26 protein-coding genes are annotated in these 24,663 nt (G+C 33.4%); 25 read left to right on the forward strand and 1 reads right to left on the reverse strand.

The genetic code is table 11. From position 1 onward, the window contains the following. Positions 1-17 precede the first annotated feature (17 nt). The 21 genes from M1R53_RS02895 (at position 18) to M1R53_RS02995 (ending at position 20,925) form a co-directional block, all read left to right on the forward strand. Positions 18-602, forward strand: a complete 585-nt coding sequence (locus tag M1R53_RS02895; RefSeq protein ID WP_249243011.1) for an MptD family putative ECF transporter S component — start codon at positions 18-20, stop codon at positions 600-602. Beyond that, positions 602-1,291, forward strand: a complete 690-nt coding sequence (locus tag M1R53_RS02900) for an energy-coupling factor transporter transmembrane component T family protein (RefSeq protein ID WP_249243012.1) — start codon at positions 602-604, stop codon at positions 1,289-1,291. The genes M1R53_RS02895 and M1R53_RS02900 overlap by 1 nt, the downstream gene beginning before the upstream one ends. Next, a complete protein-coding gene (locus tag M1R53_RS02905) occupies positions 1,285-2,649 on the forward strand; it encodes an ABC transporter ATP-binding protein (RefSeq protein WP_249243013.1) in 1,365 nt (454 codons plus the stop codon). Before M1R53_RS02900 ends, M1R53_RS02905 begins: the two co-directional genes overlap by 7 nt. Positions 2,650-2,875: 226 nt before the next feature. Then, positions 2,876-4,627 (forward strand): single-stranded-DNA-specific exonuclease RecJ, encoded by a 1,752-nt coding sequence (gene recJ / locus M1R53_RS02910; RefSeq protein ID WP_249243014.1) that lies wholly within the window; start codon positions 2,876-2,878, stop codon positions 4,625-4,627. A 4-nt stretch (positions 4,628-4,631) separates the two neighbouring features. Next, on the forward strand, positions 4,632-6,776 hold the full coding sequence (locus tag M1R53_RS02915) for a RelA/SpoT family protein (protein WP_070598677.1): 2,145 nt from the start codon (positions 4,632-4,634) through the stop codon (positions 6,774-6,776). Between the two features lie 2 nt (positions 6,777-6,778). Further along, positions 6,779-7,228: a D-aminoacyl-tRNA deacylase gene (dtd, locus tag M1R53_RS02920; RefSeq protein WP_249243015.1), complete on the forward strand. Its 450-nt coding sequence runs from the start codon at positions 6,779-6,781 to the stop codon at positions 7,226-7,228. Beyond that, a complete protein-coding gene (locus M1R53_RS02925; protein ID WP_019214639.1) occupies positions 7,229-7,858 on the forward strand; it encodes an MBL fold metallo-hydrolase in 630 nt (209 codons plus the stop codon). Next, the gene (gene hemZ, locus M1R53_RS02930; RefSeq protein ID WP_249243016.1) at positions 7,842-9,104 is read left to right on the forward strand and encodes a coproporphyrinogen dehydrogenase HemZ; all 1,263 of its coding nucleotides are present in this window, start codon (positions 7,842-7,844) and stop codon (positions 9,102-9,104) included. The genes M1R53_RS02925 and hemZ overlap by 17 nt, the downstream gene beginning before the upstream one ends. An 18-nt stretch (positions 9,105-9,122) precedes the next feature. Further along, a complete protein-coding gene (aspS, locus tag M1R53_RS02935; RefSeq protein WP_249243017.1) occupies positions 9,123-10,916 on the forward strand; it encodes an aspartate--tRNA ligase in 1,794 nt (597 codons plus the stop codon). After that, positions 10,894-11,601, forward strand: coding sequence for a tRNA threonylcarbamoyladenosine dehydratase (locus tag M1R53_RS02940; protein ID WP_249243018.1), 708 nt, complete (start codon positions 10,894-10,896; stop codon positions 11,599-11,601). Before aspS ends, M1R53_RS02940 begins: the two co-directional genes overlap by 23 nt. After that, on the forward strand, positions 11,588-12,016 hold the full coding sequence (locus M1R53_RS02945) for a SoxR reducing system RseC family protein (protein ID WP_249243019.1): 429 nt from the start codon (positions 11,588-11,590) through the stop codon (positions 12,014-12,016). Before M1R53_RS02940 ends, M1R53_RS02945 begins: the two co-directional genes overlap by 14 nt. A gap of 25 nt (positions 12,017-12,041) precedes the next feature. Next, on the forward strand, positions 12,042-13,283 hold the full coding sequence (gene glyA, locus M1R53_RS02950) for a serine hydroxymethyltransferase (protein ID WP_249243020.1): 1,242 nt from the start codon (positions 12,042-12,044) through the stop codon (positions 13,281-13,283). Between the two features lie 206 nt (positions 13,284-13,489). Further along, entirely contained in the window at positions 13,490-14,803 is a 1,314-nt protein-coding gene (der, locus tag M1R53_RS02955; protein ID WP_019214645.1) for a ribosome biogenesis GTPase Der, read from the forward strand. Continuing rightward, on the forward strand, positions 14,803-15,396 hold the full coding sequence (gene plsY, locus M1R53_RS02960; RefSeq protein WP_249243021.1) for a glycerol-3-phosphate 1-O-acyltransferase PlsY: 594 nt from the start codon (positions 14,803-14,805) through the stop codon (positions 15,394-15,396). Before der ends, plsY begins: the two co-directional genes overlap by 1 nt. A 9-nt stretch (positions 15,397-15,405) precedes the next feature. Further along, on the forward strand, positions 15,406-16,413 hold the full coding sequence (locus M1R53_RS02965; protein ID WP_106017955.1) for an NAD(P)H-dependent glycerol-3-phosphate dehydrogenase: 1,008 nt from the start codon (positions 15,406-15,408) through the stop codon (positions 16,411-16,413). Further along, a complete protein-coding gene (locus M1R53_RS02970; protein ID WP_106017954.1) occupies positions 16,400-17,626 on the forward strand; it encodes a biotin/lipoyl attachment domain-containing protein in 1,227 nt (408 codons plus the stop codon). The genes M1R53_RS02965 and M1R53_RS02970 overlap by 14 nt, the downstream gene beginning before the upstream one ends. Then, positions 17,626-18,315, forward strand: coding sequence for a YggS family pyridoxal phosphate-dependent enzyme (locus tag M1R53_RS02975; protein WP_249243022.1), 690 nt, complete (start codon positions 17,626-17,628; stop codon positions 18,313-18,315). Before M1R53_RS02970 ends, M1R53_RS02975 begins: the two co-directional genes overlap by 1 nt. A 10-nt stretch (positions 18,316-18,325) precedes the next feature. Further along, positions 18,326-18,772 carry a cell division protein SepF gene (locus M1R53_RS02980; protein WP_249243023.1) on the forward strand — a complete coding sequence of 149 codons (447 nt, stop codon included), beginning with the start codon at positions 18,326-18,328 and terminating at the stop codon, positions 18,770-18,772. Continuing rightward, positions 18,772-19,545: a YlmH family RNA-binding protein gene (locus M1R53_RS02985; RefSeq protein WP_249243024.1), complete on the forward strand. Its 774-nt coding sequence runs from the start codon at positions 18,772-18,774 to the stop codon at positions 19,543-19,545. Before M1R53_RS02980 ends, M1R53_RS02985 begins: the two co-directional genes overlap by 1 nt. A 7-nt stretch (positions 19,546-19,552) precedes the next feature. Continuing rightward, positions 19,553-20,020 (forward strand): signal peptidase II, encoded by a 468-nt coding sequence (gene lspA / locus M1R53_RS02990; RefSeq protein WP_249243025.1) that lies wholly within the window; start codon positions 19,553-19,555, stop codon positions 20,018-20,020. Continuing rightward, positions 20,011-20,925 carry an RluA family pseudouridine synthase gene (locus M1R53_RS02995; protein WP_249243026.1) on the forward strand — a complete coding sequence of 305 codons (915 nt, stop codon included), beginning with the start codon at positions 20,011-20,013 and terminating at the stop codon, positions 20,923-20,925. The genes lspA and M1R53_RS02995 overlap by 10 nt, the downstream gene beginning before the upstream one ends. Here M1R53_RS02995 and M1R53_RS03000 read toward each other — a convergent pair. Then, positions 20,909-22,621: an Rqc2 family fibronectin-binding protein gene (locus M1R53_RS03000; RefSeq protein ID WP_249243027.1), complete on the reverse strand. Its 1,713-nt coding sequence runs from the start codon at positions 22,619-22,621 to the stop codon at positions 20,909-20,911. The genes M1R53_RS02995 and M1R53_RS03000 overlap by 17 nt on opposite strands. A 119-nt stretch (positions 22,622-22,740) precedes the next feature. Between M1R53_RS03000 and M1R53_RS03005 the strand changes: the two genes are divergently transcribed. The 4 genes from M1R53_RS03005 to rpoZ are packed head-to-tail and all read left to right on the forward strand — an operon-like array spanning position 22,741 to position 24,663. Further along, positions 22,741-23,622: a YicC/YloC family endoribonuclease gene (locus tag M1R53_RS03005; protein ID WP_249243028.1), complete on the forward strand. Its 882-nt coding sequence runs from the start codon at positions 22,741-22,743 to the stop codon at positions 23,620-23,622. 7 nt (positions 23,623-23,629) lie between these two features. Beyond that, positions 23,630-23,869 (forward strand): extracellular matrix/biofilm biosynthesis regulator RemA family protein, encoded by a 240-nt coding sequence (locus M1R53_RS03010; protein WP_019214657.1) that lies wholly within the window; start codon positions 23,630-23,632, stop codon positions 23,867-23,869. Further along, entirely contained in the window at positions 23,870-24,481 is a 612-nt protein-coding gene (gene gmk / locus M1R53_RS03015; RefSeq protein WP_019214658.1) for a guanylate kinase, read from the forward strand. It begins immediately after the preceding gene. Then, positions 24,478-24,663, forward strand: coding sequence for a DNA-directed RNA polymerase subunit omega (rpoZ, locus tag M1R53_RS03020; protein WP_019214659.1), 186 nt, complete (start codon positions 24,478-24,480; stop codon positions 24,661-24,663). The genes gmk and rpoZ overlap by 4 nt, the downstream gene beginning before the upstream one ends.

Here is a 24,663-nt window from a genome sequence, read left to right on the forward strand (position 1 = left end):
TTATTAGGAGGACTAAAATGGACAACAAAAAATTAAAAGTAAAAGATTTAGTAAGCATCGGTGTTTTTGCCGTAATTTATTTCGTCTTATTGTATGGTGTTGGTATGATGGGTATGATCCCAATATTGTTTTTAATATACCCGACTGTATTAGCTATAGTTGCAGGAACTGTTGTTATGTTATTTATGACTAAGGTTCAAAAACCATGGGCGTTATTTATTTTTGGCATGATAGCACCACTTTTAATGTTTGCTATGGGACACACTTATGTATTGCTAGTGCTTTCATTAATAATAATGATAATAGCTGAGTTAATTAGAAAGATTGGTAACTATAATTCATTTAAATACAATATGCTTTCTTATGCAGTATTTAGCACATGGATATGTAGTTCTTTAATGCAGATGCTTTTATTAAAAGAAAAATATTTGGAAATGACTTTGGGAATGATGGGACAAGAATATGCTGATGCATTGGAAAAGTTAATAACTTATCCTCACATGGCCTTAGTAGCCTTAGGTGCTTTTATAGGAGGAATTATTGGAGCATATATAGGCAAGGCTCTATTGAAAAAACACTTTGAAAAAGCAGGCATTGTATAATGCCTACTTTTTCTTCAAGTGCTCCCTTTAATCCCAATCCCATAAGTAAGATATTAGCCGTATTTCTTACAGGCTTAACTGTTGTGCATAGCATAAATATCCGTTTTGAGCTAGCGATTGTTTGTCTTATTGGCATTTTATTTTATTTGAATGGGTACAAAAAAACATTTTTCAAATGGATAATTTTATGTGGGATACTTTACTCCTTGCCTAATTTTATGATTTTTTCTACATTAAACCCTATACTTAAAATGTTTTTGAGCATACCTATTGTCTTTAGAATGTTTTTATTGCCATTTATGGCAGCAAGCTTCTTGGTTAAAACTTCTGATGTAGGTACAATAATTTCATCGATGGATAAGATTAAAATTTCAAAAAATCTATCCATACCTATTGCGGTTATGTTTAGATTTTTCCCATCTTTTAAAGAGGAGAAGAAAAACATCAAAATGGCTATGAGAGTAAGAGGTATAAATTTTAAAAACCCAATCAGATATCTTGAATATGTTTCAGTGCCACTACTAATTATATCTTCAAACATTGCAGATGACATTTCAAAAGCAGCAGAAACAAAGGCAATAGAAAATCCAATTGCCAAGACTAGATATACTCGTGTAAAGGTACAGCTAATTGATTTTGTTTATGTTTTAGTAATTGCTGGACTTATTGTGGGAGGCTTAATATGGTAGAAATAAAAAATTTAAGCCTTGATTATGGCAAAGAACATATAATAGATGATATATCACTATCCATAGCTGAGGGAGAGTGTGTGCTATTTACAGGAAAAAGTGGAAGTGGCAAGTCATCTTTAATAAATTCAATCAATGGACTAGCTGTAAGGTATGATAACGCAAAGACAAAGGGCGAAATAATTATTGATGGTAAAAATATAAAAGATTTGGAGCTTTATCAAATCTCAATGCTTGTCTCAACTGTTTTTCAAAATCCTAAGACATATTTCTTTAATATAAATACGACATTAGAATTATTGTTTTATTTAGAAAATATTGGTCTTGCAAGAGAAGAGATGGACAAGCGTTTAAATGAAATGCTTGAAATATTCCCGATAAAAAATCTTTTGAACAGAAATATATTTAATCTATCGGGTGGCGAGAAGCAAATACTATGCATTGCCGCTTCTTATATAGCAGGCACAAAGATAATAGTTATGGATGAACCTTCATCAAATTTGGATATTAAAAGCATAAATGTTTTGACAAAGATGCTTAAAATACTAAAAAATAAGGGCATAAGCATAATTGTAGCAGAGCATAGAATTTATTATTTGATGGACATAGTTGATCGCGTATTTTTGATAGATAAAGGCAAGCTTAAAAAAATTTATGCAAGAAGTGAATTTTTAAAGCTAGATAAAAATGAATTGAACGCTTTAAGCTTAAGAGATAAAGAATTAAGTAAATTAGAAGTTCCGTATTTACAAGGCGGTGGAGAGTATCAGATAAAAAATCTTAGCTATAAATTTACTGATGGTGAGTGTTTAAGCATAAAAGATATTTCGTTCAAGCTTGGTAAAATATATGGCATAATAGGATCCAACGGACAAGGAAAGTCAACGCTATTAAGATGCTTAATTGGTCTTGAGAAAAAATCAAAAGAAGAAATTTATTTCAAAGGCGAGAAATTATCTAAAAAAGAAAGACTTAAAAACTCTTCACTTGTTATGCAAGATGTAAATCATCAATTATTTACAGATGAAGTATTCAAAGAGCTTAGTTTAGGTGTAAAGAATTTTGATGAAGAAAAGGCAAAAATCATTTTAAAAGATTTAGGCTTAGATGAATTTATTGAAAGACATCCAATGAGTTTATCGGGAGGACAAAAACAAAGACTTGCAATAGCGTCAGTTATGTGCAAAGACTCAACTTTTGTTTACTACGATGAACCAACAAGCGGTATGGATTATACCAATATGGAAAAAATATCTGAACTGATTAAAAAATACAAAGCTATGGATAAAATAATTTTTATCGTTTCACACGACATAGAATTTTTAAATGAAGTAGCTGATGAAGTTTATGAATTATAAAAAAGTTTATATAAAATTTAAAACAGCAATATTTATGAGAAGGGTCTAGTTATATCTAGGCCTTTTTCTTATTATACAATTGAGTACTTATATAATACGAAGCATTATAATCAAAACTTTAAGATTTTGTATATTACTTTTTTATATAGATTTTCTTTATAAAAAATGCTTTTAATATGAAGCAATTTATGATATAATAATTAAATATAGATAATGGGGTTATTGTATGCAAAAATGGTTTTTGAAAAATAGAAATGCTGAAAATTATACGGCAGTTAAAAATATAGTAAAAGATGATTTATTAGCAAAAGTTCTTTGCAATAGAGGTATTGTAGAAGAGGGAGAAGTAATTGATTACTTAAATGATGACTACTCTTTAATCTACAGAACAGAAGGCCTTCCGGATTTGGAACCGGCTCGTAAAACTATTAAGGACGCTATTGAGAATCACATGAAAATCAGAATCGTTGGCGATTATGACTCAGATGGCATCATGTCTACTACGCTTTTACTAAGAAGCCTTAAGACATTTGGAGCAGAGACTAGCTTTGAAGTGCCTGATAGAAAGCAAGATGGCTACGGCATTAACAAGCGCATTGTTGACGGCTGTATAAAAGACGACGTTTCTGTCATAATTACTTGTGACAATGGTGTATCAGCCTTTGAAGCTGTGAAATATGCGAAAGATAATGGCATCAAGGTCATTGTGACAGACCACCACTTACCAAAAATTGAAGATGGTAAAGAGATTTCTGTTGAAGCGGATGCAATAATTGACCCAAAAGTAGAAAAATCTTCATATCCATTCAAGGATATATGCGGTGCCTTTGTGGCGTTTAAGCTAATCACATATATTAGCAAGGACTATGAATTTAATGCGGATTTAATTGATGAGATTACGCAGTATGCTGCATTTGCAAGTGTTACTGACATTATGCCACTACTTGATGAGAACAGAGATTTGATTAAAAGAGGCTTAGAGCTAATAAATTCAAGACCAGCCAAGGCATTTTATCACTTGAAAAATGAGCTAAAAGTTGATAAGGAGATAAATGTATTTCATATCGGTTTTATTTTAGGGCCATCAGTAAATGCTATAGGCAGATTAAGCAATGCAAATCACGCGATTGCAGCTTTTGAGTCTTATGACGATGATAAGATTATAGCCATCTGCAAAGAGTTATACGCTTTAAATCAAGAGAGAAAAGATTTAACAGAGCTTGGTTATGAAGTAGCTATCAAAGAGATAGAGGCAGATGAAAATTTTCTTGATAAAGATGTAATAATTGTAAAATCAAAAGATATAGAAAGAAGCGTCGCGGGTATTGTAGCTGGAAGACTCAAGGAAAGGTACTATAGGCCAGCTATAGCTTTATACGAAGAAGACGGCGTTCTGTATGGTTCAGCTAGATCAATTGAAGAATACAATTTATTTGATGAGCTAAGCAAGGCGAAGGACCTTTTAAGTGGCTTTGGTGGACATAAGCTTGCGGCAGGACTTGAATTAAAACTTGATAATTATGACAAATTCGTCACATTTATAAATAACAATTCAAATTTAACGGACGAAGATAAGATAGAAAAAATTTACATCGACGCTTTTTATCCAATTGATTTTCAAAAGTTTTCGATTTTTGATACGATTGAAAAATTAAAACCATTTGGGGAGAAGAATCCAGATGTATTATTTGCAGACAAGGATCTTGTTTTAAAAGATATAAGCGTTTTCGGACAGAATCGCAACGTTATAAAGCTAAAATTTAGAACTAAGCTTGACAACATCATGACTGCAATACTATTCTACAAGGAAGATGAGCTTAAAAAAGACTACGAAGACGAGTTTAATTCGGATATTTACAGAGATTTAGCAAGTGGTAAAGAGATAATTATGGATATTTGCTACAATCTTAGAATTAATGAGTACATGAATAATAAAAATCTTGAAATAAATGTAAAGCACTTTAGATTTAGGAGGTGAGCTTATGATAGAAGATTTAATTAAAATTATTGAAAAATATATGACTGAAGAGGAAGTTGCCTTTGTGATGAAGGCTTATGAATATGCAAAATTAATGCATAAGGATCAAAAGAGAAAGTCTGGTGAGCCTTACATAATTCACCCTGTCAATGTCGCTATCATACTAGCTGACCTTGATATGGACGTCGAGACCATTGTGTCTGCTTTATTACACGACGTTGTTGAGGACACTCCAGCAACTTACGATGACATCAAAGAGATGTTTTCTGAAGATGTTGCGAAAATTGTTGATGGCGTAACTAAGTTAAACAAGCTTAATTACAAGAGCTCTGAGGCTTTTCAAGCAGAAAACCTTAGAAAAATGATTCTAGCTATGAATAATGATATAAGAGTCATTATAGTTAAACTTGCGGATAGACTTCATAATCTTCGTACGCTTGAGTACATGAATGAAGAGAAGAGAAAGCAAAAAGCTCAAGAAACTATAGAGATATATGCACCACTTGCTGGAAGACTCGGAATTTTCAAGATTAAGTGGGAACTTGAGGATTTATCACTTAGATATCTTGATCCAGAAGGATACTATGATTTGGTAGAGAAAATCAATAAAAAGAGAAGCGAACGTGAAAAAGAGATTAATGAGATTATTAAGAAGATATCAGCAGAGCTTGATAAGCAAGAGCTTCACTACGACATAAGCGGTAGGCCTAAGAATTTTTACAGCATATACAAGAAAATGAAGGGCAAGAGCAAAAGTTTTGAGTCCATATATGATTTGATTGCGGTAAGAATTTTGGTCGACACAGTTAAGGACTGCTATGCGGTTCTTGGCATAGTTCACTCCATGTGGAAGCCTCTTCCAGGAAGATTTAAAGACTACATAGCCATGCCTAAGCCAAACATGTATCAATCGCTTCACACAACAGTTATATCAGATACTGGCGAGATATTTGAAATACAGATTAGGACATATGAAATGCATGAAGTGGCCGAGTATGGTATCGCTGCGCATTGGAAATACAAGGGCGGTAAAACTCAGGGCAAAGACGTTGATAGCAAGCTTGATTGGTTAAGGCAATTACTTGAGTGGCAAAAAGATTTAAAGGATCCAAAAGAATTCATAGATACACTTAAGATAGATTTCTTCGATGATGAAGTATTTGTATTTACACCAAATGGTGATGTTGTCGACCTTCCAGAAGGATCAACTCCAGTTGACTTTGCTTACAGAGTTCACACAGGCGTTGGTAACACTTGTGTTGGCGCTAAAGTTGATTCAAGGATAGTTCCACTAAACTATAAGCTTAAGAATGGTAATATAGTTGAGGTTATCACACAAAAATCATCATCAGGTCCAAGTAGGGACTGGCTGAAATTTGTTAAGAGTCCAAGAGCTAAACAAAAGATAAAACAATGGTTTAAGTCTAAAGAAAAAGATATAAGCATAGAAAAAGGCAAGGAGCTATTTGACAGAGAAGCTAAAAAACTTGGCCTTGATACAAATATTTTAGATAATGAGAAAATTTATCAAAAATTAGCAAAAGAGCTGTCGATAAACTCGATTAGTGATTTATTTGCATCCATTGGATATGGTAATTTCAAAGAAAAATTAGTTATAAATAAAATTTTAAATATTAAAAATGCTATTGAAAATATTGGCTTAACAAAGAATGAGGATGATTATCTAAAGAGCTCATCATCTAAGAAAGATGCTACAGGCGTTAGGATAGATGGCCTTGAGGGCATGAAGATTAAGTTTGCTAAGTGCTGTAACCCAGTTCCTGGAGATGAAATCATTGGTTTTGTTACTAGGGGATACGGTGTTTCTGTTCATAGGAAGGACTGTACAAATATTGCTAATTATCTAGACTCGGACAGATGTTTAGAGGCTGAGTGGGATACTGAAGCTAGTGATAAATTCCTTGCAAATGTTACAATTAGAGCGGTTGACAGAACTGGTATACTATCAGAAATAACCGCCATGGCTAAAGAAGCCAATGTTGGTATACAGTCACTGAGTGCTAAGAGCAATACCATTAGCGATATATTTATATATTTGACGTTTGAAGTAGTAGGAAAGGATGAGCTTGATAAGATGATACAAAAACTTAAAACGATAAATGGAATTTTGGATGTTTACAGGGCATAGATATGAGAGCAGTTGTACAAAGAGTAGAAGAAACTCGTTTAGAAGTAGATGAAAAGCTTATAAGCGAAATAAATGGCGGTCTTTTAGTTTATATCGCTGTTGAGGACGATGATACAGAGGCAGATCTTGAATATATCTTCAAAAAAGTCACTAATATGAGAATTTTTTCTGATGAAGATGACAAGATGAATTTATCCGTTCAAGATGTTCATGGCGAAATACTTCTTGTTTCGCAGTTCACTTTATATGGTGACGCAAGAAAGGGCAATAGACCAAATTTCATGAGAAGCGCTAAGGCTGAGAAAGCTGAAAGCTATTATGAAATATTTAAAGAAAAATTAAAAACAAGTGGAATAAAATTTAAATCAGGAGTTTTTGGAGCAGATATGCACATACATGCGCATCTTTCTGGACCTGTGACAATATTATTGGATTCGAAGAAGGAGTTTTAAATGAATATTTTTAAGAAAAATGTTGGTGTATATGGATCAAATTCATACATTATTAGTAATGATGATGGTGATGCAATAATCATAGACGTTGGCGGCAATGCTGATGATTTATATGCTTATATGAAAGAACATAATTTAAATCTAAAAGCGATTTTACTTACACATGGTCACTTTGATCACGTTTTAGGCGTAAATGCGCTAAGAAAATTAACAGGAGCACCATCATATATATCAAAAGATGATTATGATATGACACAAAGAACAGATTTTATGCTAAATGACAAGATGAGAAATTACATAGATGAACCTATAAACATAGACCACACAATTGATAAAGAAGGTCCAATGAAATTTGGTAGCATTGAGCTTAATGTAATAAAAACTCCTGGACACACAAAGGGCGGATTAACTTATCAAATAGGTGACAACTTATTTGTTGGTGACACTATATTCTTCCACTCAGTTGGTAGAAGCGACCTTTATGGCGGGGATGAAGCTGAACTTATGGATTCAGTTAATAAAGTTTTGAATTTAGAAGGCAATTACACAATATATCCAGGACACAGCATGAACACTAGCTCAGAAGAAGAAAGGGCAAATAATCCTTACGTCAATGCTAAGAGAAGCTAGTATAAAGAGGATAAAAGAGCTCTTTTGGGAATTTCAAAATATCAAGCCTGGCATTATTTATGAAATTTTGGATGATGGTGTAAAATTTTCTATAGATGGCAAAGAGAGAACGCTAAGTGGTTTTGATAAATTGACAAATAATGAGATGAAATCTCTTATTTACAAAGAGTTTTTAAAAGAAGGCATAAATCTTCCTTGGGGCATACTTACTGGAATTAAGCCAATGAAGCTATATGCTAAATCAGATGATAAAGAGGCTTTTAAAGAAAAATTCTTTATTTCAGATGAAAAATTTGAGCTGATGGAGAAAACTTTTAAAAATCAAGTGCTTGGGTTCAATCCAAAATATAGTTTATATGTGCACATACCATTTTGCAAGGGGATTTGCTCCTATTGCTCATTTTATACAAATGACATCACAAAAAAAGATTTTGATTTTACAAAATACATTGACACAGTTATCGATGAGATGAAATATGAGAGTAAAATTAGAGATATATCAGAGCCTGATAGTATTTACATAGGTGGTGGAACGCCATCTGCGATTGATAAGGCCAATATAGGAAAACTATTAAAATACATTAAAGAAAATTATAAATTTAAAGAGCTAACATTTGAGTGCGGCAGAGCCGATACTATGGATAAGGAACTCTTTGATATACTTGATAAATATGGTGTTACAAGGATATGCATCAATCCGCAGACTATGAACGAAGAGACACTTAAGAGAGTTCATAGAAATGCGAGCCTTGATGAGCTTTATAAAGTTTATGAGCTTTCAAGGAACTATAATTTTGATATAAATATGGATCTCATCATTGGCCTTGAAGGCGAGAGGAGAGCTGATTACACCAATTCAGTTAAAAAGCTTATAGCTATGAGACCTGAGTCCATCACCATACACAATTTAGCACTAAAAAGAAGGGCAGTTCTTGCTCAGGAAGATTTTAAGCTTGAAAACATCGATTTATCAAAAGAAATTTACGTTATGCTTTATGCGGCTGGTTATGAGCCATATTATATGTACAGACAGAAGATGACAAACTCAAATCTTGAGAATCTTGCTTTTTCATTAGCTGGTAAGGCGTCCATTTATAATGTGATTTCGATGAATGATTTAAGTAGTATATACGCTTTTGGTGCTGGAGCCGTATCAAAATATATTGACAATGATAATTTAGAGCGAAAATTTAATTATAAAGACATTGATTTGTATATAAAAAACGTTTATAATAAAGATATATAGATTATTGGGAGGATATTTATGGAAACAATGGGAAACTTGCGCAGGAGTGACTACTGTGGCGAACTAAGAATGAAAGACATAGAAAGGGAAGTTATTCTAATGGGCTGGGTGCAAACTCAAAGAAACTTAGGACAACTTATCTTTGTTGATATAAGAGATATAAGTGGTATATCTCAAGTAGTTTTTGATGAGACTATCACTAAAGATGTCTTTGAAAAAGCTAAGGGACTTAAGGGCGAGTATGTTATTGCCGTTAGAGGAAAGGTTAGAGAGAGATCTCAAAAGAACCCACACATCCCAACTGGTGATATCGAAATTTTAGCCGAAGAGCTTAAAATACTTGATACAGCTCAAACACCGCCTATCTATGTAAAAGATGATGACAATGTTGGCGAGCAAATGAGATTAAAATACAGATTTCTTGATTTAAGAAAGCCATTTATGCAAAAAACTCTTATGACAAGAGCAAAAATTTACAAAGCTTTCAGAGACTTTTTAAATGATCACAGATTTATAGAGATAGAAACACCTATGCTTGGCAAATCAACTCCAGAAGGAGCTAGAGACTACATCGTTCCTAGTAGAGTTAATCCTGGAAAGTTCTTTGCCCTACCACAATCACCACAATTATTCAAGCAATTACTAATGGTTTCAGGCATGGATAGATACTATCAAATCACTAAGTGCTTTAGAGACGAAGACCTTAGAGCTAACAGACAACCAGAGTTTACTCAAGTCGATATTGAAATGAGTTTCGTTGACGAAGACGACGTTATGTCAATCAATGAAAAGCTTATAGCACATATATTTAAAGAAATTTTAGATATAGATATAAAGCTTCCTTTAAGAAGAATGCCATTTGACGAAGCAATGGATAAATATGGCGTTGATAAACCAGACTTAAGATTTGGATTTTTAATTCACGATGTGAGCAGCATATTTAAGAACAGTGGCTTTAAGGTATTTAAAGATACTGTTGATGCTGGCAATATGGTTAACGCAATCAACATAGACGGTTATCAAGAAAAATTTACAAGAAAAGATATTACTAAGCTGGAAGAATTTGCTAAGACATTCGGAGCAAAGGGACTTGCTTGGGTTAAGTATGTAGATAATGAATTTACTGGTCCTATAGCAAAATTCTTTACTGATGAAGAAAAAGAAGCTCTTATTAAAGAGATGGATATAAAAAATAACGATTTAATTTTATTCGTAGCAGATAAAAAATCTGTTGTTAAGAAAACTCTTGGCAACTTAAGAAATGAAATTGCTAAAGAATTAAATTTAAACGATCCAGATAAGTTTGAACTACTTTGGATAACAGATTTCCCACTATTTGAATACAGTGAAGAGGAAGGAAGATACATGGCTATGCACCATCCATTCACACATCCAAAAGTTGAGGATATACCATATATTGAGGAAAGAAAAGATACTGTTAAGGCAAAAGCATACGACATCGTTATCAATGGCGAAGAAATTGGCGGAGGAAGTATAAGAATCAATAACTCCGATTTACAAGAAAAAATGTTTAAGGCACTTGGCTTTACTAAAGAAAGAGCTGAGGAACAATTTGGCTTCTTCATCGAGGCCTTCAAGTACGGAGCTCCACCACATGGAGGAATTGCCTACGGTCTAGATAGATTCGTTCAATTGTTAACAAAGCATGACAATATCAAAGACGTTATCGCTTTCCCTAAGACACAATCAGCAACAGACCTATTAACAGGAGCACCAAGCGAAGTTGATGACAAGCAATTACATGAAGTATCTATAAAGGTAGATATAAATGAAGCCGCAAAGAACGATTAGGACTAGAGTTGTTTTAGGAGACGAAATTTTTAATAGTTTTAAAGATGTTAACATTTTAATTGTTGGTATAGGCGGTGTTGGTTCATTTACCTTAGAGTCCTTAGTTCGCTTTGGCATAGAGCATATCACTATAGTTGATTTCGACACAGTTAGCGAATCAAATATTAATAGGCAAATTTTAGCTCTCGATGATACCATTGGCAAGAAAAAAGTTGATGTGATGAGGGAAAGACTTCTTAAGATTAACGATGAACTTGATATAAGATGCATTGATAAGATTTATTCTAAAGAGATTAATGATGAAATTTTTGACAGGCAATACGATTATGTTGTTGACGCCATCGATATGCTTAAAAATAAAATTGAGCTAATCGAGACTTGCCTTGAAAAAAATATTAAAATTATTAGCGCAATGGGATGTGGCAATAAGCTTGATCCGACAAAACTTGAGATATCAACGCTTGACAAGACGAGAGTATGTCCATTAGCAAGAAAATTAAGACAAAAGATAGATAAAAGAGTACAAAAGAAAATTAACGTGGTTTATTCAAAAGAAGAACCTATAGAGAAGAAATTAAAGGATGATGGTAAGGTGGTGACAGGGTCTATATCCTTTGTAACAGCTACAGGCGGTTTATTAATCGCATCAAAGCTTGTTAGAGACCTATTAGATGGAAGAAAATGAAAGCATAGGAAGAATTATTAAGATAGAAGATGGCGAAATGCTTATATCTATGAAGAGAGACTCAGCATGTGGCTCGTGCGAATCGTGCGCAGCTGGATGCGATTCAAAAGAACACATAGTTAAAGCAAAGCCAAGAGCAAACTACAAGGTAGGCGACTTAGTATCTATAAGAGTTGATTCGAGAAAGATGCTTAGAGGGGTAATGATGGTATATTTAGTACCTTTACTGGCATTTTTGATAGGAATTTTTGCTTCAAACTACATTTTTAAAAAATTTAGCTTTAAAGTTCCCGACTTTTATAGTATAATATTAGGTGTAGTCCTATTAATAATATCTTTATTCATAGTTAAGTCTTATGACAAAAGATATTCTAAAGGAGACAATGATTTATTAATCATAAATAAGCTAAATTAATTTTATTTAAAGGGAGGAAATTAAGATGGATTTTGACAATCTAAAAAAGACAGACAAAGAGATTTTTGATGTCATTGAAAAAGAACACAATAGACAACAAGATCACTTTGAAATGATAGCATCTGAAAACTATGTTTCAAAAGCTGTTATGGAAGCAATGGGAAGTGAGCTAACTAACAAGTACGCTGAAGGATATCCAGGAAAAAGATATTATGGTGGATGCGAAGTAGTTGACATCGCTGAAAACATTGCTAGAGACAGACTTTGCAAGCTATTTAACGCTGAACATGCAAACGTTCAACCACACTCAGGAGCTAATGCTAACATTGGTGTTTACTTTGCTGTATTAAAACCTGGCGACAAGGTTTTAGGTATGAACCTTAGCGAAGGCGGTCACTTAACACACGGTTCACCAGTTAACATCTCAGGATCATTCTTTGATTTCGCTGCTTATGGAGTTGACTCTAAGACAGAAGTTATTAATTATGATACACTTAGAGAAATCGCTCTAAAAGAAAAACCAAAGCTAATAGTAGCAGGTGCAAGTGCTTATCCAAGAATTATTGATTTCAAAAAATTCAGAGAAATCGCTGACGAAGTAGGCGCTATGCTAATGGTAGACATGGCACACATCGCTGGATTAGTAGCTACAGGCTTACATCCATCTCCAGTACCTTATGCTGATTTTGTTACAACAACAACACACAAAACATTAAGAGGACCTAGAGGAGGAGCTATACTTTGTAGAGAAGAAAACGCTAAGAAACTTGACAAAGCTATATTCCCAGGAATCCAAGGCGGACCACTAATGCACGTTATAGCTGCAAAAGCAGTTGCATTTGGTGAAGCACTTAAACCAGAATTTACAGATTATTGTAGACAAATTTTAGCAAATGCTCAAGTACTTGCTAAAGAACTTGATAAATACGGATTTAGATTAATTTCAGGCGGTACAGATAACCACCTAATCTTAATCGATATTAAGAAGAAAGGCTTCACAGGTAAAGAAGCTGAAGCAATGCTTGGTGAAATCGGTATTGCAGTTAACAAAAACACAATTCCTAACGAAACAGAATCTCCATTCGTTACAAGCGGTATCAGAATTGGTACTCCAGCTTTAACAACTAGAGGATTCAAAGAAGACGAAATGAGAGAAGTTGCTGAAATCTTCAGAGATACATTTGATACATCAATCGACAGAAAGAAAATTAGACAAAGAGTATCAGATATCTGCAAGAGATTCCCAATGTACGAAGGAATATTCTAAAAAACGAATAAATATTATATTAGAAGCGAGAGATTATCTTTCGCTTCTTTTTTGTGTAAAAATTTTTATTGCATATTAAAAATTATTAATGAATGATATATTATTAATAAATATATTTTAATGAGAAAATATCTTTCTTAATACTTATTAAGTGTTGAAAACTGTTAATCTTTGTGTTATAATAATTAAGATAAGGAGGTGTCTGTATGAATAGAGCTGTAGTTAGTATAGTAGGTAAACCAAATGTTGGTAAATCAACTTTATTTAATAAAATTGTTGGTAGAAGAATATCTATCACTGAAGACACACCTGGTGTAACAAGAGACAGGATTTATGCTGAAGCAAGCTGGCAGCAACATGTTTTTGATGTTATCGACACAGGAGGACTTGATCCTTTTGACGATGACAAGATTATGTCAAACATCAGAAAGCAAGCGAACATCGCTATAGAAGCTTCTGACGTGATATTATTTATTGTTGACGGAAGAAATCCAGCGACAGCACTTGATCATGAGATTGCAAATATATTAAGAAAATCAAATAAAAAGATAATTTTAGTTGCAAATAAGACTGAAGGCAAAAGAAAAGATGAATTTTATAATGTTTATGAACTTGCCTTAGGTGAACCGATGTCAATATCTGCAGAGCAAGGACTTGGCATAGGAGATCTTCTTGATGAGATAATTAAGAATTTCCCTGAAGATAGAGACTTCGAAGAAAAAGAAAACTTATTAAAAGTAGCCTTCATCGGAAAGCCAAATGTTGGCAAATCATCTTTAACTAACAGAATTTTAGGTGAAGAAAGAGTTATAGTAACTGACATCGCTGGAACTACAAGAGATGCTATCGACTCATACATCAACATCAAAGGACAAGAGTTTATGTTCATCGATACAGCCGGTCTTAGAAAAAAATCAAGAGTAGATTCATCGGTAGAAGCTTATTCACAAGTAAGAACGCTTTCAAGTGTTGATAGAGCTGATGTATGCGTATTTTTGATAGATGCTGTAGAAGGATTTACTGAACAAGACTCAAAAGTAGTAGGATATGCTCACAATCAAGGGAAAGCGATAATTATCTGTGTAAATAAATGGGACATAGTGGAAAAAGATTCTAAGACTATGAAAACATTTACTGACAGTCTTAGAAATAACTTGCCATTCTTATCTTATGCGCCAATATTATTTATATCGGCTCTAACTGGTAAGAGGGTTGATGAACTTATTGACAAGATCATGGAAATTAATGAATCATACAGCCATAGACTTTCTACTGGTTTATTAAATGATATAATTTCTAATGCAACACTAATCAATCAACCGCCATCTGATAAGGGCAAGAGACTTAAGATACTTTATGCAACTCAATCAGGAACTAGACCACCAGAGTTTACCATCTTTGTAAATGATAAAGAATTAACACATTTTTCATACACAAGATTTTTGGAAAATCAAATAAGAAATGTTTATCCTTTCGAGGGAACATCTATAATTATAAACTATAAGAACAGGAGCGAGTAATGAAGGGCGTAGTACTAATTATCGTTACTTACTTAATTGGATCAATCTCTAATTCATACATCTTAGGCAAAGTATTTAAGATGAAAGACATTAGAGATTATGGCAGCAAAAATGCCGGCGCAACAAACATGATTAGAGTTTTTGGCGCAAAGCTTGGCATAATCACACTTTTTTTAGATGTATTTAAAGGCGTTCTAGCAGTATTTTTATCCAGATACTTTGAAGTGGATTTTGCTCAGTACATCGCTTTATTAGGAGTAGTACTTGGACATGACTTTCCGTTTTATCTAAATTTTAGCGCAGGAAAAGGCGTATCAACGACTATAGGCGGCTTATTACTAATAGACTACAAGTTCGCTCTAGCAGTGATGGTATCTATGTTTTTAATAGTTTTAATTACAAAATACGTTTCATTATCATCTTTACTTATGTTCTTAGCGTTTTTCATATACACTTGGCTTAAGTTTAAAGAGATAAATTTAGCAGTTCTAATAAGTTTTGCCATTGCTTTAATAGGCATAATAAGGCACTTTAAGAACATAACTAGACTAATAAAAGGCGAGGAAAATAAATTATATATATTTAAAAAGTGAGGCAGAGTTTTGAGAATTTCAGTAATAGGTGGCGGTAGCTTCGGCTCAGCCCTAGCTATACACCTAGCAAAGAGTCAAGAAGAATTAAGTCTATACATTAGAAATAAGGATTCTTACAATTTAATAAAAGAAACTCGAATGAACAAAAAATATTTAAAGGATGTTAAAATTCCTGAGAATATATTTTTAATTAATGACATAGAAGAAGCGGTTAAAGACGCTGATATCGTTGTGCTTGCGGTACCTAGTCAAGAACTAAGAAGTGTTTTAAAGACTATAGAAAAGTATATTGACGAAGAGAAAATTTTTGTAAATGTTAGCAAAGGCATTGAAATAAGTACGCTTAAGACTATGAGCGAAGTTTTTTATGACTTTAATCCAAAGGCAAGATTTGTTTCACTATCTGGCCCATCACATGCAGAGGAAGTTGCTGTTGGTATACCAACAACCATTGTCAGCGCATCAAAATCTGTTTCTGATGCAGAGCTAATTCAAGATATATTTTCAAATGACAATCTAAGAGTTTATGTCAATGATGACCTTTTAGGTGTTGAACTTGCTGGCGCAACTAAAAATATCATTGCTCTAGGAAGCGGTATATGTGAGGGAAGAGGCTACGGTGACAATACTAAAGCGGCTTTAATCACAAGAGGCATACATGAGATAACAAAACTTGGACTTGCACTTGGAGCTAAAGCATCGACATTCTATGGACTTGCGGGTATAGGCGACTTGGTTGTAACATGCACTAGTAGACACTCAAGGAACAAAACTTGTGGCGTGTATATAGGCGAAGGATTATCAGCAGAAGGCGCTATTGACAAGGTAGGCATGGTTGTCGAAGGCATAAAAACTACTAAATCAACTTATATGCTTAAAGAAAAATATTCGGTTGAAATGCCTATAGTTGATATGATGTACAAGCTTTTATACGAAAACTACCCTCTAGATAGCGTTGTTGCTGAGCTTATGGGTAGACCACTTAAGCATGAGATGGAAAAATATGAAGATAGATAAGAAGAACGGCAAGGGCTTTTCAAGCTTTTTAGGTGCGTTAGTAGCTTTCATATTCATAATAGTAGCATTTAATACTATAATTACATCATTTTTCAAAAAAGATGTCAAGACAGAAACACCTGTTGAAGAAGTTTTTTATAATTCTGTTGTGATGAATGCGGCATTAATCAAGAATGAAGAGGTTTATCAAGCAGGAAGAAATTCTTATTTCACAACTCAAGCCAAAGAAGGCGAAAAAGTTAAGAAAGGTCTTGAGAATTTAAGCGTAACAAAGAGCGCAAACGATGTGATTGATAAAAAATTAGCAGCAATAAATAAAAGACTTAAGGATCTTGATTATGATACATCTGATGATATTGGCTTAGATAACAAAGTGATGACATCAAAAATTAAGGCTTTACAGATAAGTATAAATCAAAAGAGATACGAGGATTTATCTCAAATTTTAAATAGCACTGAAGATGATGAGGATAAATACTACGAAAGTATTAAAAATTACTCCATTGACAAGCTTTTAGAGATGAAGGATGAACTACTTATAAATAAAAGAAGCGATGCACCATCAATTAGAGTGTCAATGTCAGGCATAGTTAGTTATTTTATCGATGGACTTGAAGATAAATACACAAACAAGAATTTTGATGCTATATTCGAAAAAGATTTACTTGAAGATAGCAAGAGCTACAGTATAAACAAAGCGCAGAGCAATGATAAGTTCAAGATATTTGATAATTTTTCTATGAACATCTTAGCTTTTTCTAACAATGAAAAACTTGAAGATGTAGGTGTAAACGATGTAGTCCTAATTGAGTGGGACTTGACTGGGACTAAAACTTATGCTAGAGTACTTAAGAAGGAAAAAGTTGATAAGACTTATAAATTTTTATTAAATATCAGAGAGAGAATATCAGAGCTTTATAAAGATAGATTTTCTAAGATGGAAATAATTTTTGATGAGTACAAAACTTTTAAATTGCCAAAGAGCGCTTTAATTGATAAAGGTAGCGAAAAAGGGGTATATATTAAAGACATAGATAATACCATTAGATATAAAAGGGTACTTTTAGTCGGCAGTGACAGAGATAACATATATGTGATGAGAACTGACGATAACGGGCTAATGAAGTATAAGAAGCTAAAATTTAGAAGTATAAAATATTATGACGAAGTTGTGGTATTCCCATCGACTGTAAAGGAGGGCGACATACTATAATGAGTGTAAAAGAAAATTTAATAGATCTTTTAGAATCTATTGATAAAGAAATAGATCTTGCTGGCAGAAAAAAGGACGAAGTAAAATTACTTGCAGTTACAAAAACTGTAGATATTAATCGAATCAAAGATATTAAAGAATTTGGTCTACACGAGATTGGCGAGAACAAAGTTCAAGAGATAGAAGAAAAGTATGACGCTTTAAAGGATGATTTCGAATTTCACATGATAGGCAGTCTTCAAAAGAATAAGATAAATAAGTTACTTGGTAAGATTAAGCTGATTCATTCGCTTGACAGCCTAAGCCTTATCGAAGCACTTGACAAGAGACTAGCAAGTAATAATATGGAATTAGACGGTTTGTTGCAAGTAAATATCTCTAAAGAGGAGTCAAAGAGCGGCTTCTACAAAGATGAGGTAGAAGAAGTTTTAGAAAAAATGCAAAAGTACAAGAACCTACATATACTTGGCTTTATGACTATGGCTCCATTTACAGAGGATGAGGCTGTTGTCAGAAGCACATTTAGAGGTCTTTACGAGCTAAAAGAAAAGATGGCTAGCAAAAAATTTGACAATGTCAATTTAAAATATCTATCCATGGGTATGACGCACGATTATAAAATAGCAATACAAGAAGGCTCAAATATTTTGAGGATTGGCTCAAAGATATTTGGCGAAAGAAATTATTAGGAGGTTTATTATGGGTTTTATGGACAAAGTTAAGTATTTCTTAGGATTCGGCGATGACGATTACGATGAAGAATACTATGACGACGAAGATGAAGTTGTAGAAGAAGAGCCACAAAAGGAAACATCTATCTTCTCAAGAAAAAAAGAAAAGGAAAATGTTGTTCCTATTCAAAGAAAAACTGGAGCAATGGTGATTACAGTACAAGAACCACTTGGCTACGATGAAGCGCCACTAATTATTGACGATTTAAGATTAGGCAAGGCAGTTGTTGTTAATTTCGAACAACTAGAAGCAAGTGTGAAAAGACAAATTTTTGACTTTATCAATGGCGGCATCTACGCTATCGACGGAAGCATTCAAAAAGTGACTAGAGACATCTTTGTTTTAGCACCAAAGAACATTGCAATAGACGGCTTAAAAGACGAACTTAAAAGCAGAGGCATGTTTCCATTTTAATGAATAAGTCAAAAAATTTAGATCATATCAGTACTGAGAACAAAGAAATTGCAAGAAGGGTTATAGATCTTTGTGAGATTGTGGCAAAGACTAGGTCTATACAGTGCACAGACTTCTACAACCCTTTTGAAGTGAAGGAGCTTTCTTCACTTATCAATACGTATGATACTATAAGTTTTAGCCTTATTGGGAATGAAGATTCTGAGAGTAAGGCTATTTTAATTTATCCTGATTACATGAATGAAGTAAACGCAGCTGATTTTGTAAGCCTTATACGCATAGATAAGAAGGATTATGATATTGCTCATAAAGATGTTTTAGGCTCGCTTCTTTCACTTGGCATCAAGAGGGAGAAGGTCGGTGACATAATTATTAATGACGAGGCTATATATTTTTATATTAGAAACGAAATTTTAGATTATGTTTTACTCAATTTAGAAAAGATAAAAAATTACGGAGTAGACCTTGAGGTGATTGATTTAGAAACGCCTCTAGCTCGCGCGATAGATTATGAGGAAAAGCTTGTGACGTGCGCATCAGCAAGACTTGATTTGGTATTGGCCAATGTTTATAATTTATCCAGAAGTGATGCAAAAAACGCCATAGAAGCAGGTCTTGTGAAAATAAACTATAAGGTTATATACAAGATTAGCGAAACACTTGATGTAGGCGACATGGTATCTATGCGTAGACGCGGACGCTTTATTGTAGGCGATTACTTGGGTCTTAGTAAAAAGGATAAACTTAAACTTATTATAAAAATTGTAAAGTAGGTGTTATATGATTTATTTTTTAATAGTGGTACTAGCGATTGCTTTGGATCAAGTCACAAAGTATTTTGCTAAACTTCATTTGGATGGCAAAGCTGCCTATGAAATAATTCCAAACTTTTTTTCTTTTGATTACGTTGAGAATAGAGGCGCGGCTTTTGGCATTATGCAGGGCAAACACATTTTCTTTTTTATAGTTACCTTCATTGCCATAGCAATAATTTTATATATTTTCATAACAGAGTATAAAACTCTTATGGTATATGAAAAAGTATTTCTATCGTTTTTCTTAGCAGGAATCATTGGTAATTTTATTGATAGAGCCTTTAGAGGATACGTTATTGATTTTATTTCGTTTAAGTTTGGCTCATACCAATATCCATGCTTTAACCTAGCTGATAGCTACATGTGCGTAATAATATTTTTATTCCTTGGATATTATATTTATAGAAAGATTAAAGAAATAAAATGCAAATAAAAGAAATTAAGATAGATGATCAAGATGCTGGTCAAAGGCTAGATGCATTTTTAGCAAATTTTGATGAGAGCAAGACGAGGTCCATGTACAAAAAGCTTATTGAAGAAGGATATGTTAGTGTTAATGGCAGCCTCTCAAAACCATCATACAAAATAAATGTAGGGGACATTATTGAAATAAAAGAAAAAGAGTCAAGGCGATTTGAAAAAGTGGCTATGGATATAAAAGTTCTCTATGAAGATGATGATATAGCTGTCATCGATAAACCAAGAGGTCTTATAGTTCATCCTACAAATGATGACGAGCTAAGTCTTGTGAATTTTTTATTATATAGATTTGACTCACTAAGTAGCATTGATGAATCAAGGCCGGGCATAATCCATAGGCTTGATAAGGATACTAGCGGCCTGATTATAATAGCAAAAAACAATGAAGCACATGAAAAGATGAAAGAGCTATTTAAGTCGAGAGAGATTTATAAAGAGTACATCACCATTGCCGTGGGTACTTTTAAGGATGAAGTGACTATAGTTGATAAGGGCATTATGCGCGACCCGATTAAAAAGATCAAGATGTGTACATCAGATGAAGGCAAAGAAGCTCACTCCGAAATCCATTTAATTAAACAAAACGATGAATATGCTTATCTAAGTGTTATTATCAAAACGGGAAGAACGCATCAAATTAGAGTTCATCTTGCTTATATTAATCATCCTGTTCTTGGTGACAAAACTTATGGATATAGAGGAAAAATAAAAATGGACGGACAAGTCTTACATTGCAGAAAAGTAAGTTTTATCCATCCAATTACAAATAATTTAATAACAATAGAAAGTGATTTGCCAGAATATTTTAAAGAGGCACTAATCAAAACGAATTTATATAAAGCTAAAGATCTACAGTGATAGTTTTGAAGTTCACATAATTAACGAGACCGGTCTTACCGCTTGGATGTTTTTTAACATTCTTTCTCGTAGTGAAGTCAACATCAACCTTGTTAGAGTCTTTGGCTTTTGAATTTTTTGCGGCAATTTCAGCCGCGAAGACTAAAAGCTCATCGCTTGGGTAGCCATCACACTTGATTACAACGTGTGATCCAGGAAAGCCTTTTACGTGCATCCATACATCGTTTTTGTCAGCGACTTTGAAAGTGATATACTCATTTTGCAAATTGTTCTTGCCATAATAAACTTTACTTGTATCGTCATAATCAATAGAGTGTATGGCGATTTTTTTTGGCTTATTTTTTATTTTTTTATCTTTTTTAATATAATTATTCTTTATTAACTCAAAATATATCTCATCAAGGTTCTTTACATCGTCAGTTCTGTCTATAGCGTCAGTTACAAGCTCAAGATAATTTATCTCATCTTCAGTATTTTCAATTTGCTTTTCTAAAACTATCTCTCTTTGCTTCATTTTTTGATATCTTTTGTAGTATTTTTGTGCATTTTGCACAGCCGATAACTTTTGATCAAGAGGAACCGAAATTTCATTCATATTATCATAAAAGTTTTCAAGCTTAATTTCTTTTAGTCCCTTAGAAATTTTGTGTATATTTGATGAGATAAGGTCAGCGTATACCTTGTATGCCTCTCTGTTAGCACTTTCAAGCATCTCTTCTTTTTGCTTTTGTAATTTATTTTTAGCCCTCTTAAGATTTGCACTTATAGTATGTCTCATGTTTTGCGAGCGCTGCGCTATTCTGTCTTTTTGGTCCTTTTCATAATAATATTTATCCAGAAGCTCACTTATGCTAGAAAAATTTTCTTTCTCAAGCGAAGCGTATTGATTTAAGTTGATGGCGTTGTAGGCACTCTTTCTTTCGCTTAGCTTATAAATATTGAAGCTATAATTTTTTTCTTTAACTTCTTCAAAAGTTTTTATAAAAGATGAAATAAATTTATTCGTATCATTCTCATCAAGATTTTTAAGAAGATTCTTATCATCTATTGCTGCGTCGAATATTATTTTATTCGCAATCTCAGTACTTAGGCCAAGGAAGGACCTCATTAAAAAGTCTCTTAGTTCAAGATCAGCGTTATTAGTCATCATATTTTTAAGATCTTCTTCATTAGCGTTTATAGGCGAGACTCTATCAAAGACAGGAGGCCTTTCATATATAAGACCTGGCTCTATCTCTCTTTTGCTAGACATGACATTAGAAACTCTTTTAATTGCATCAATAACCTTGTGATTTTCGTTGCAAAGAACTATGTTTGAGTACTTGCCCATGATTTCAACGACAAGATAATAAAGAGCTTCTTCATGAAATTCATTGTAGCCACTAAAAACAAATTGTGCGGCTCTATCAAAGCCAAATTGCTCGACCTTAACGAGCTTTGATCCAGATAGATTCTTTCTAAGTATCATAGAGAATAAAGGCGCTTCACTAGGATTTTCTTTACTAATCTTGCTCACATAAAAGCGCGGATTATTACTCGAAGCACTAACAAGTACTTTAAAAGAGCCATCTTTGCTTCTCATATTAATCATTATCTCATCTTTTTCAGTTTGATATATCTTGTCGACCCTTGCACCGATGTAATTATTATTGAACTCATCAGTCAAGGCTCTTGTTACTATTGCATCAAATGACATTTAATCACTCCTTATTTATATTATATACAAAGTTACTCTATTTAAATATGAAGAATTTGTCATATTCTATATATATTTTTTTAAATAAATGGTATAATATATGCATAAGGAGTGAGACTATGTTAAAGAGTATGACCTCATACGGTTCTAGCGAATATGTTTGTGAAAAATATAAAATAAAATTTGAACTAAAATCTGTAAACAACAGATATTTTGATTTAAACCTAAGAAGCCCGCGCTCGCTTATCGAGTACGAGGACAAGATTAGGCTTGCAATTAAAAAAAGAATATCCAGAGCAAAGATCGACTGCTTTCTAACAGTTGTCTTTCTAGAGGATGATCCTAACGATGTTGAAGTGGATTTAGTATTTTTAAGAAAATATATGAAGGCGCTTAGCTTAATTAAGGAAGAGCTTGGCCTTGATGACGAGATTAAGCTTGAAGACATAATCAGTCAACAAGAAGTTTTAAGCATAGTGAAAAATAATTACGAAAGTGATGAATTTTTAGATATAATGCTTGAAACACTTGAGAAGGCACTTGATAATTTTGACGACATGAGAATTAGAGAGGGAGAAAATCTTAAGAGCGATATACTAAATAATCTTACAGCAATTGAAGAAAATGTTGATAAGATTAAAGAGATTTACATTGATTATACAGATGAATACAAAGAAGATTTTATGAAGAAATATAATGAGCTTATTGAAGACAAGAGCATCATCGATGAAAAAAGACTTGAGTTTGAGCTTGCACTATTAGTCGATAAATACGCCATCGACGAAGAGATAGTTAGAATGTATAGCCACATATCTCAGTTTAAGTCCATGCTTAATTCAGACGAGGCCATTGGCAAGAAGATGGATTTTTTAATTCAAGAGATGAACAGAGAGTCAAACACTATACTTAGTAAGACTAAAAACATTGAAATATCTAAGATAGGCGTTGAGCAAAAGAACCTTATCGAAAAGATTAGAGAACAAATACAAAATATAGAGTAGGTGAATTATGGAATACATTAACGTAGGATTTGGTAATTTAATCAATAAACATAGAGTCATAGCTGTCGTTGGGCCGGAGTCTGCTCCTATAAAGAGATTAATTATGGAGAATCGTGACACAATCAGACTCATAGACGCGACTTGCGGCAAAAAAACTAGAAGCGTTATCATCATGGATAACGAGTCCATAGTTCTTTCAACGCTAGCAACTTCAACTATTAGCGAAAGATTGAATGGAGGTAATTAGATGAAAAGAGGTTTTTTGATAGTTCTTTCCGGACCTTCTGGCTGCGGTAAAGGTACTGTTGCTGACGAACTGTTTAGACGCAACGATGACATAGTCTTTTCAGTCTCAGCAACAACTAGAGAAGCTCGTCCAGGCGAAGTAGATGGCAAGAGCTACTTCTTCTTAAGCGAAGAAGAGTTTTTAAAGAAGGTAGAAAACGATGAGTTCTTGGAATATGCTAGCGTTCACGGACATTACTATGGAACTCCAAAAGATTTTATCACTAAAAAGATAGAAGAGGGAGAGATAGTACTGCTTGATATAGACGTTCAAGGTGCGCTTCAAATAAAACAAAAGATGAAAGAAGTAGTCTTTATATTTTTAGTACCGCCATCGATGTCTGAGCTAAAAAGAAGATTAGTTGGCAGAGCGACTGAGAGCGAAAAAGATTTAGAACTTAGAATTGCGAACGGTTTTAAAGAGATAAGCTTCGTCGAAGAATATGATTTCTTTGTAGTTAATGATTATTTAGAAGATGCCGTTAGAGATATAGAGGCCATAATCAAAGCTGAAAAGCACAGAGCAAAGAGATTCAAATATATAAAAGATAGAGTATTGGGGGAAAACAAATGATTTATATTAAAAATAAGGAAGATTTAGAAAAATTATCAAGATATGCCTTAGTTATGATACTTTCAAAGAGAGCTAGGCAAATAGTTGATGGAGCTGAAGCAAAAGTTGACACTGAGTCACACAATCCTGTATCCATAGCTATGGATGAGTATCTTGAAGATAAGATAGAATACGATATTTAA

It is taken from the genome of Fenollaria massiliensis (genome assembly GCF_023347705.1).
Classification (GTDB): domain Bacteria; phylum Bacillota; class Clostridia; order Tissierellales; family Peptoniphilaceae; genus Fenollaria; species Fenollaria massiliensis.

Bases quoted from the DNA above. Each gene is read 5' to 3' on its own strand.
- M1R53_RS02915 (WP_070598677.1), top strand. From the start codon at position 4,632: ATGATAGAAGATTTAATTAAAATTATTGAAAAATATATGACTGAAGAG.
- M1R53_RS03000 (WP_249243027.1), bottom strand. From the start codon at position 22,621: ATGTCATTTGATGCAATAGTAACAAGAGCCTTGACTGATGAGTTCAAT.
- gmk (WP_019214658.1), top strand. From the start codon at position 23,870: ATGAAAAGAGGTTTTTTGATAGTTCTTTCCGGACCTTCTGGCTGCGGT.
- lspA (WP_249243025.1), top strand. From the start codon at position 19,553: ATGATTTATTTTTTAATAGTGGTACTAGCGATTGCTTTGGATCAAGTC.
- M1R53_RS02925 (WP_019214639.1), top strand. From the start codon at position 7,229: ATGAATATTTTTAAGAAAAATGTTGGTGTATATGGATCAAATTCATAC.
- M1R53_RS02900 (WP_249243012.1), top strand. From the start codon at position 602: ATGCCTACTTTTTCTTCAAGTGCTCCCTTTAATCCCAATCCCATAAGT.
- recJ (WP_249243014.1), top strand. From the start codon at position 2,876: ATGCAAAAATGGTTTTTGAAAAATAGAAATGCTGAAAATTATACGGCA.
- M1R53_RS03005 (WP_249243028.1), top strand. From the start codon at position 22,741: ATGTTAAAGAGTATGACCTCATACGGTTCTAGCGAATATGTTTGTGAA.
- der (WP_019214645.1), top strand. From the start codon at position 13,490: ATGAATAGAGCTGTAGTTAGTATAGTAGGTAAACCAAATGTTGGTAAA.
- glyA (WP_249243020.1), top strand. From the start codon at position 12,042: ATGGATTTTGACAATCTAAAAAAGACAGACAAAGAGATTTTTGATGTC.
- M1R53_RS02985 (WP_249243024.1), top strand. From the start codon at position 18,772: ATGAATAAGTCAAAAAATTTAGATCATATCAGTACTGAGAACAAAGAA.
- M1R53_RS02945 (WP_249243019.1), top strand. From the start codon at position 11,588: ATGGAAGAAAATGAAAGCATAGGAAGAATTATTAAGATAGAAGATGGC.
- plsY (WP_249243021.1), top strand. From the start codon at position 14,803: ATGAAGGGCGTAGTACTAATTATCGTTACTTACTTAATTGGATCAATC.
- M1R53_RS02970 (WP_106017954.1), top strand. From the start codon at position 16,400: ATGAAGATAGATAAGAAGAACGGCAAGGGCTTTTCAAGCTTTTTAGGT.
- dtd (WP_249243015.1), top strand. From the start codon at position 6,779: ATGAGAGCAGTTGTACAAAGAGTAGAAGAAACTCGTTTAGAAGTAGAT.
- M1R53_RS02995 (WP_249243026.1), top strand. From the start codon at position 20,011: ATGCAAATAAAAGAAATTAAGATAGATGATCAAGATGCTGGTCAAAGG.
- M1R53_RS02905 (WP_249243013.1), top strand. From the start codon at position 1,285: ATGGTAGAAATAAAAAATTTAAGCCTTGATTATGGCAAAGAACATATA.
- M1R53_RS02975 (WP_249243022.1), top strand. From the start codon at position 17,626: ATGAGTGTAAAAGAAAATTTAATAGATCTTTTAGAATCTATTGATAAA.
- rpoZ (WP_019214659.1), top strand. From the start codon at position 24,478: ATGATTTATATTAAAAATAAGGAAGATTTAGAAAAATTATCAAGATAT.
- aspS (WP_249243017.1), top strand. From the start codon at position 9,123: ATGGAAACAATGGGAAACTTGCGCAGGAGTGACTACTGTGGCGAACTA.
- hemZ (WP_249243016.1), top strand. From the start codon at position 7,842: ATGCTAAGAGAAGCTAGTATAAAGAGGATAAAAGAGCTCTTTTGGGAA.
- M1R53_RS03010 (WP_019214657.1), top strand. From the start codon at position 23,630: ATGGAATACATTAACGTAGGATTTGGTAATTTAATCAATAAACATAGA.
- M1R53_RS02980 (WP_249243023.1), top strand. From the start codon at position 18,326: ATGGGTTTTATGGACAAAGTTAAGTATTTCTTAGGATTCGGCGATGAC.
- M1R53_RS02940 (WP_249243018.1), top strand. From the start codon at position 10,894: ATGAAGCCGCAAAGAACGATTAGGACTAGAGTTGTTTTAGGAGACGAA.
- M1R53_RS02895 (WP_249243011.1), top strand. From the start codon at position 18: ATGGACAACAAAAAATTAAAAGTAAAAGATTTAGTAAGCATCGGTGTT.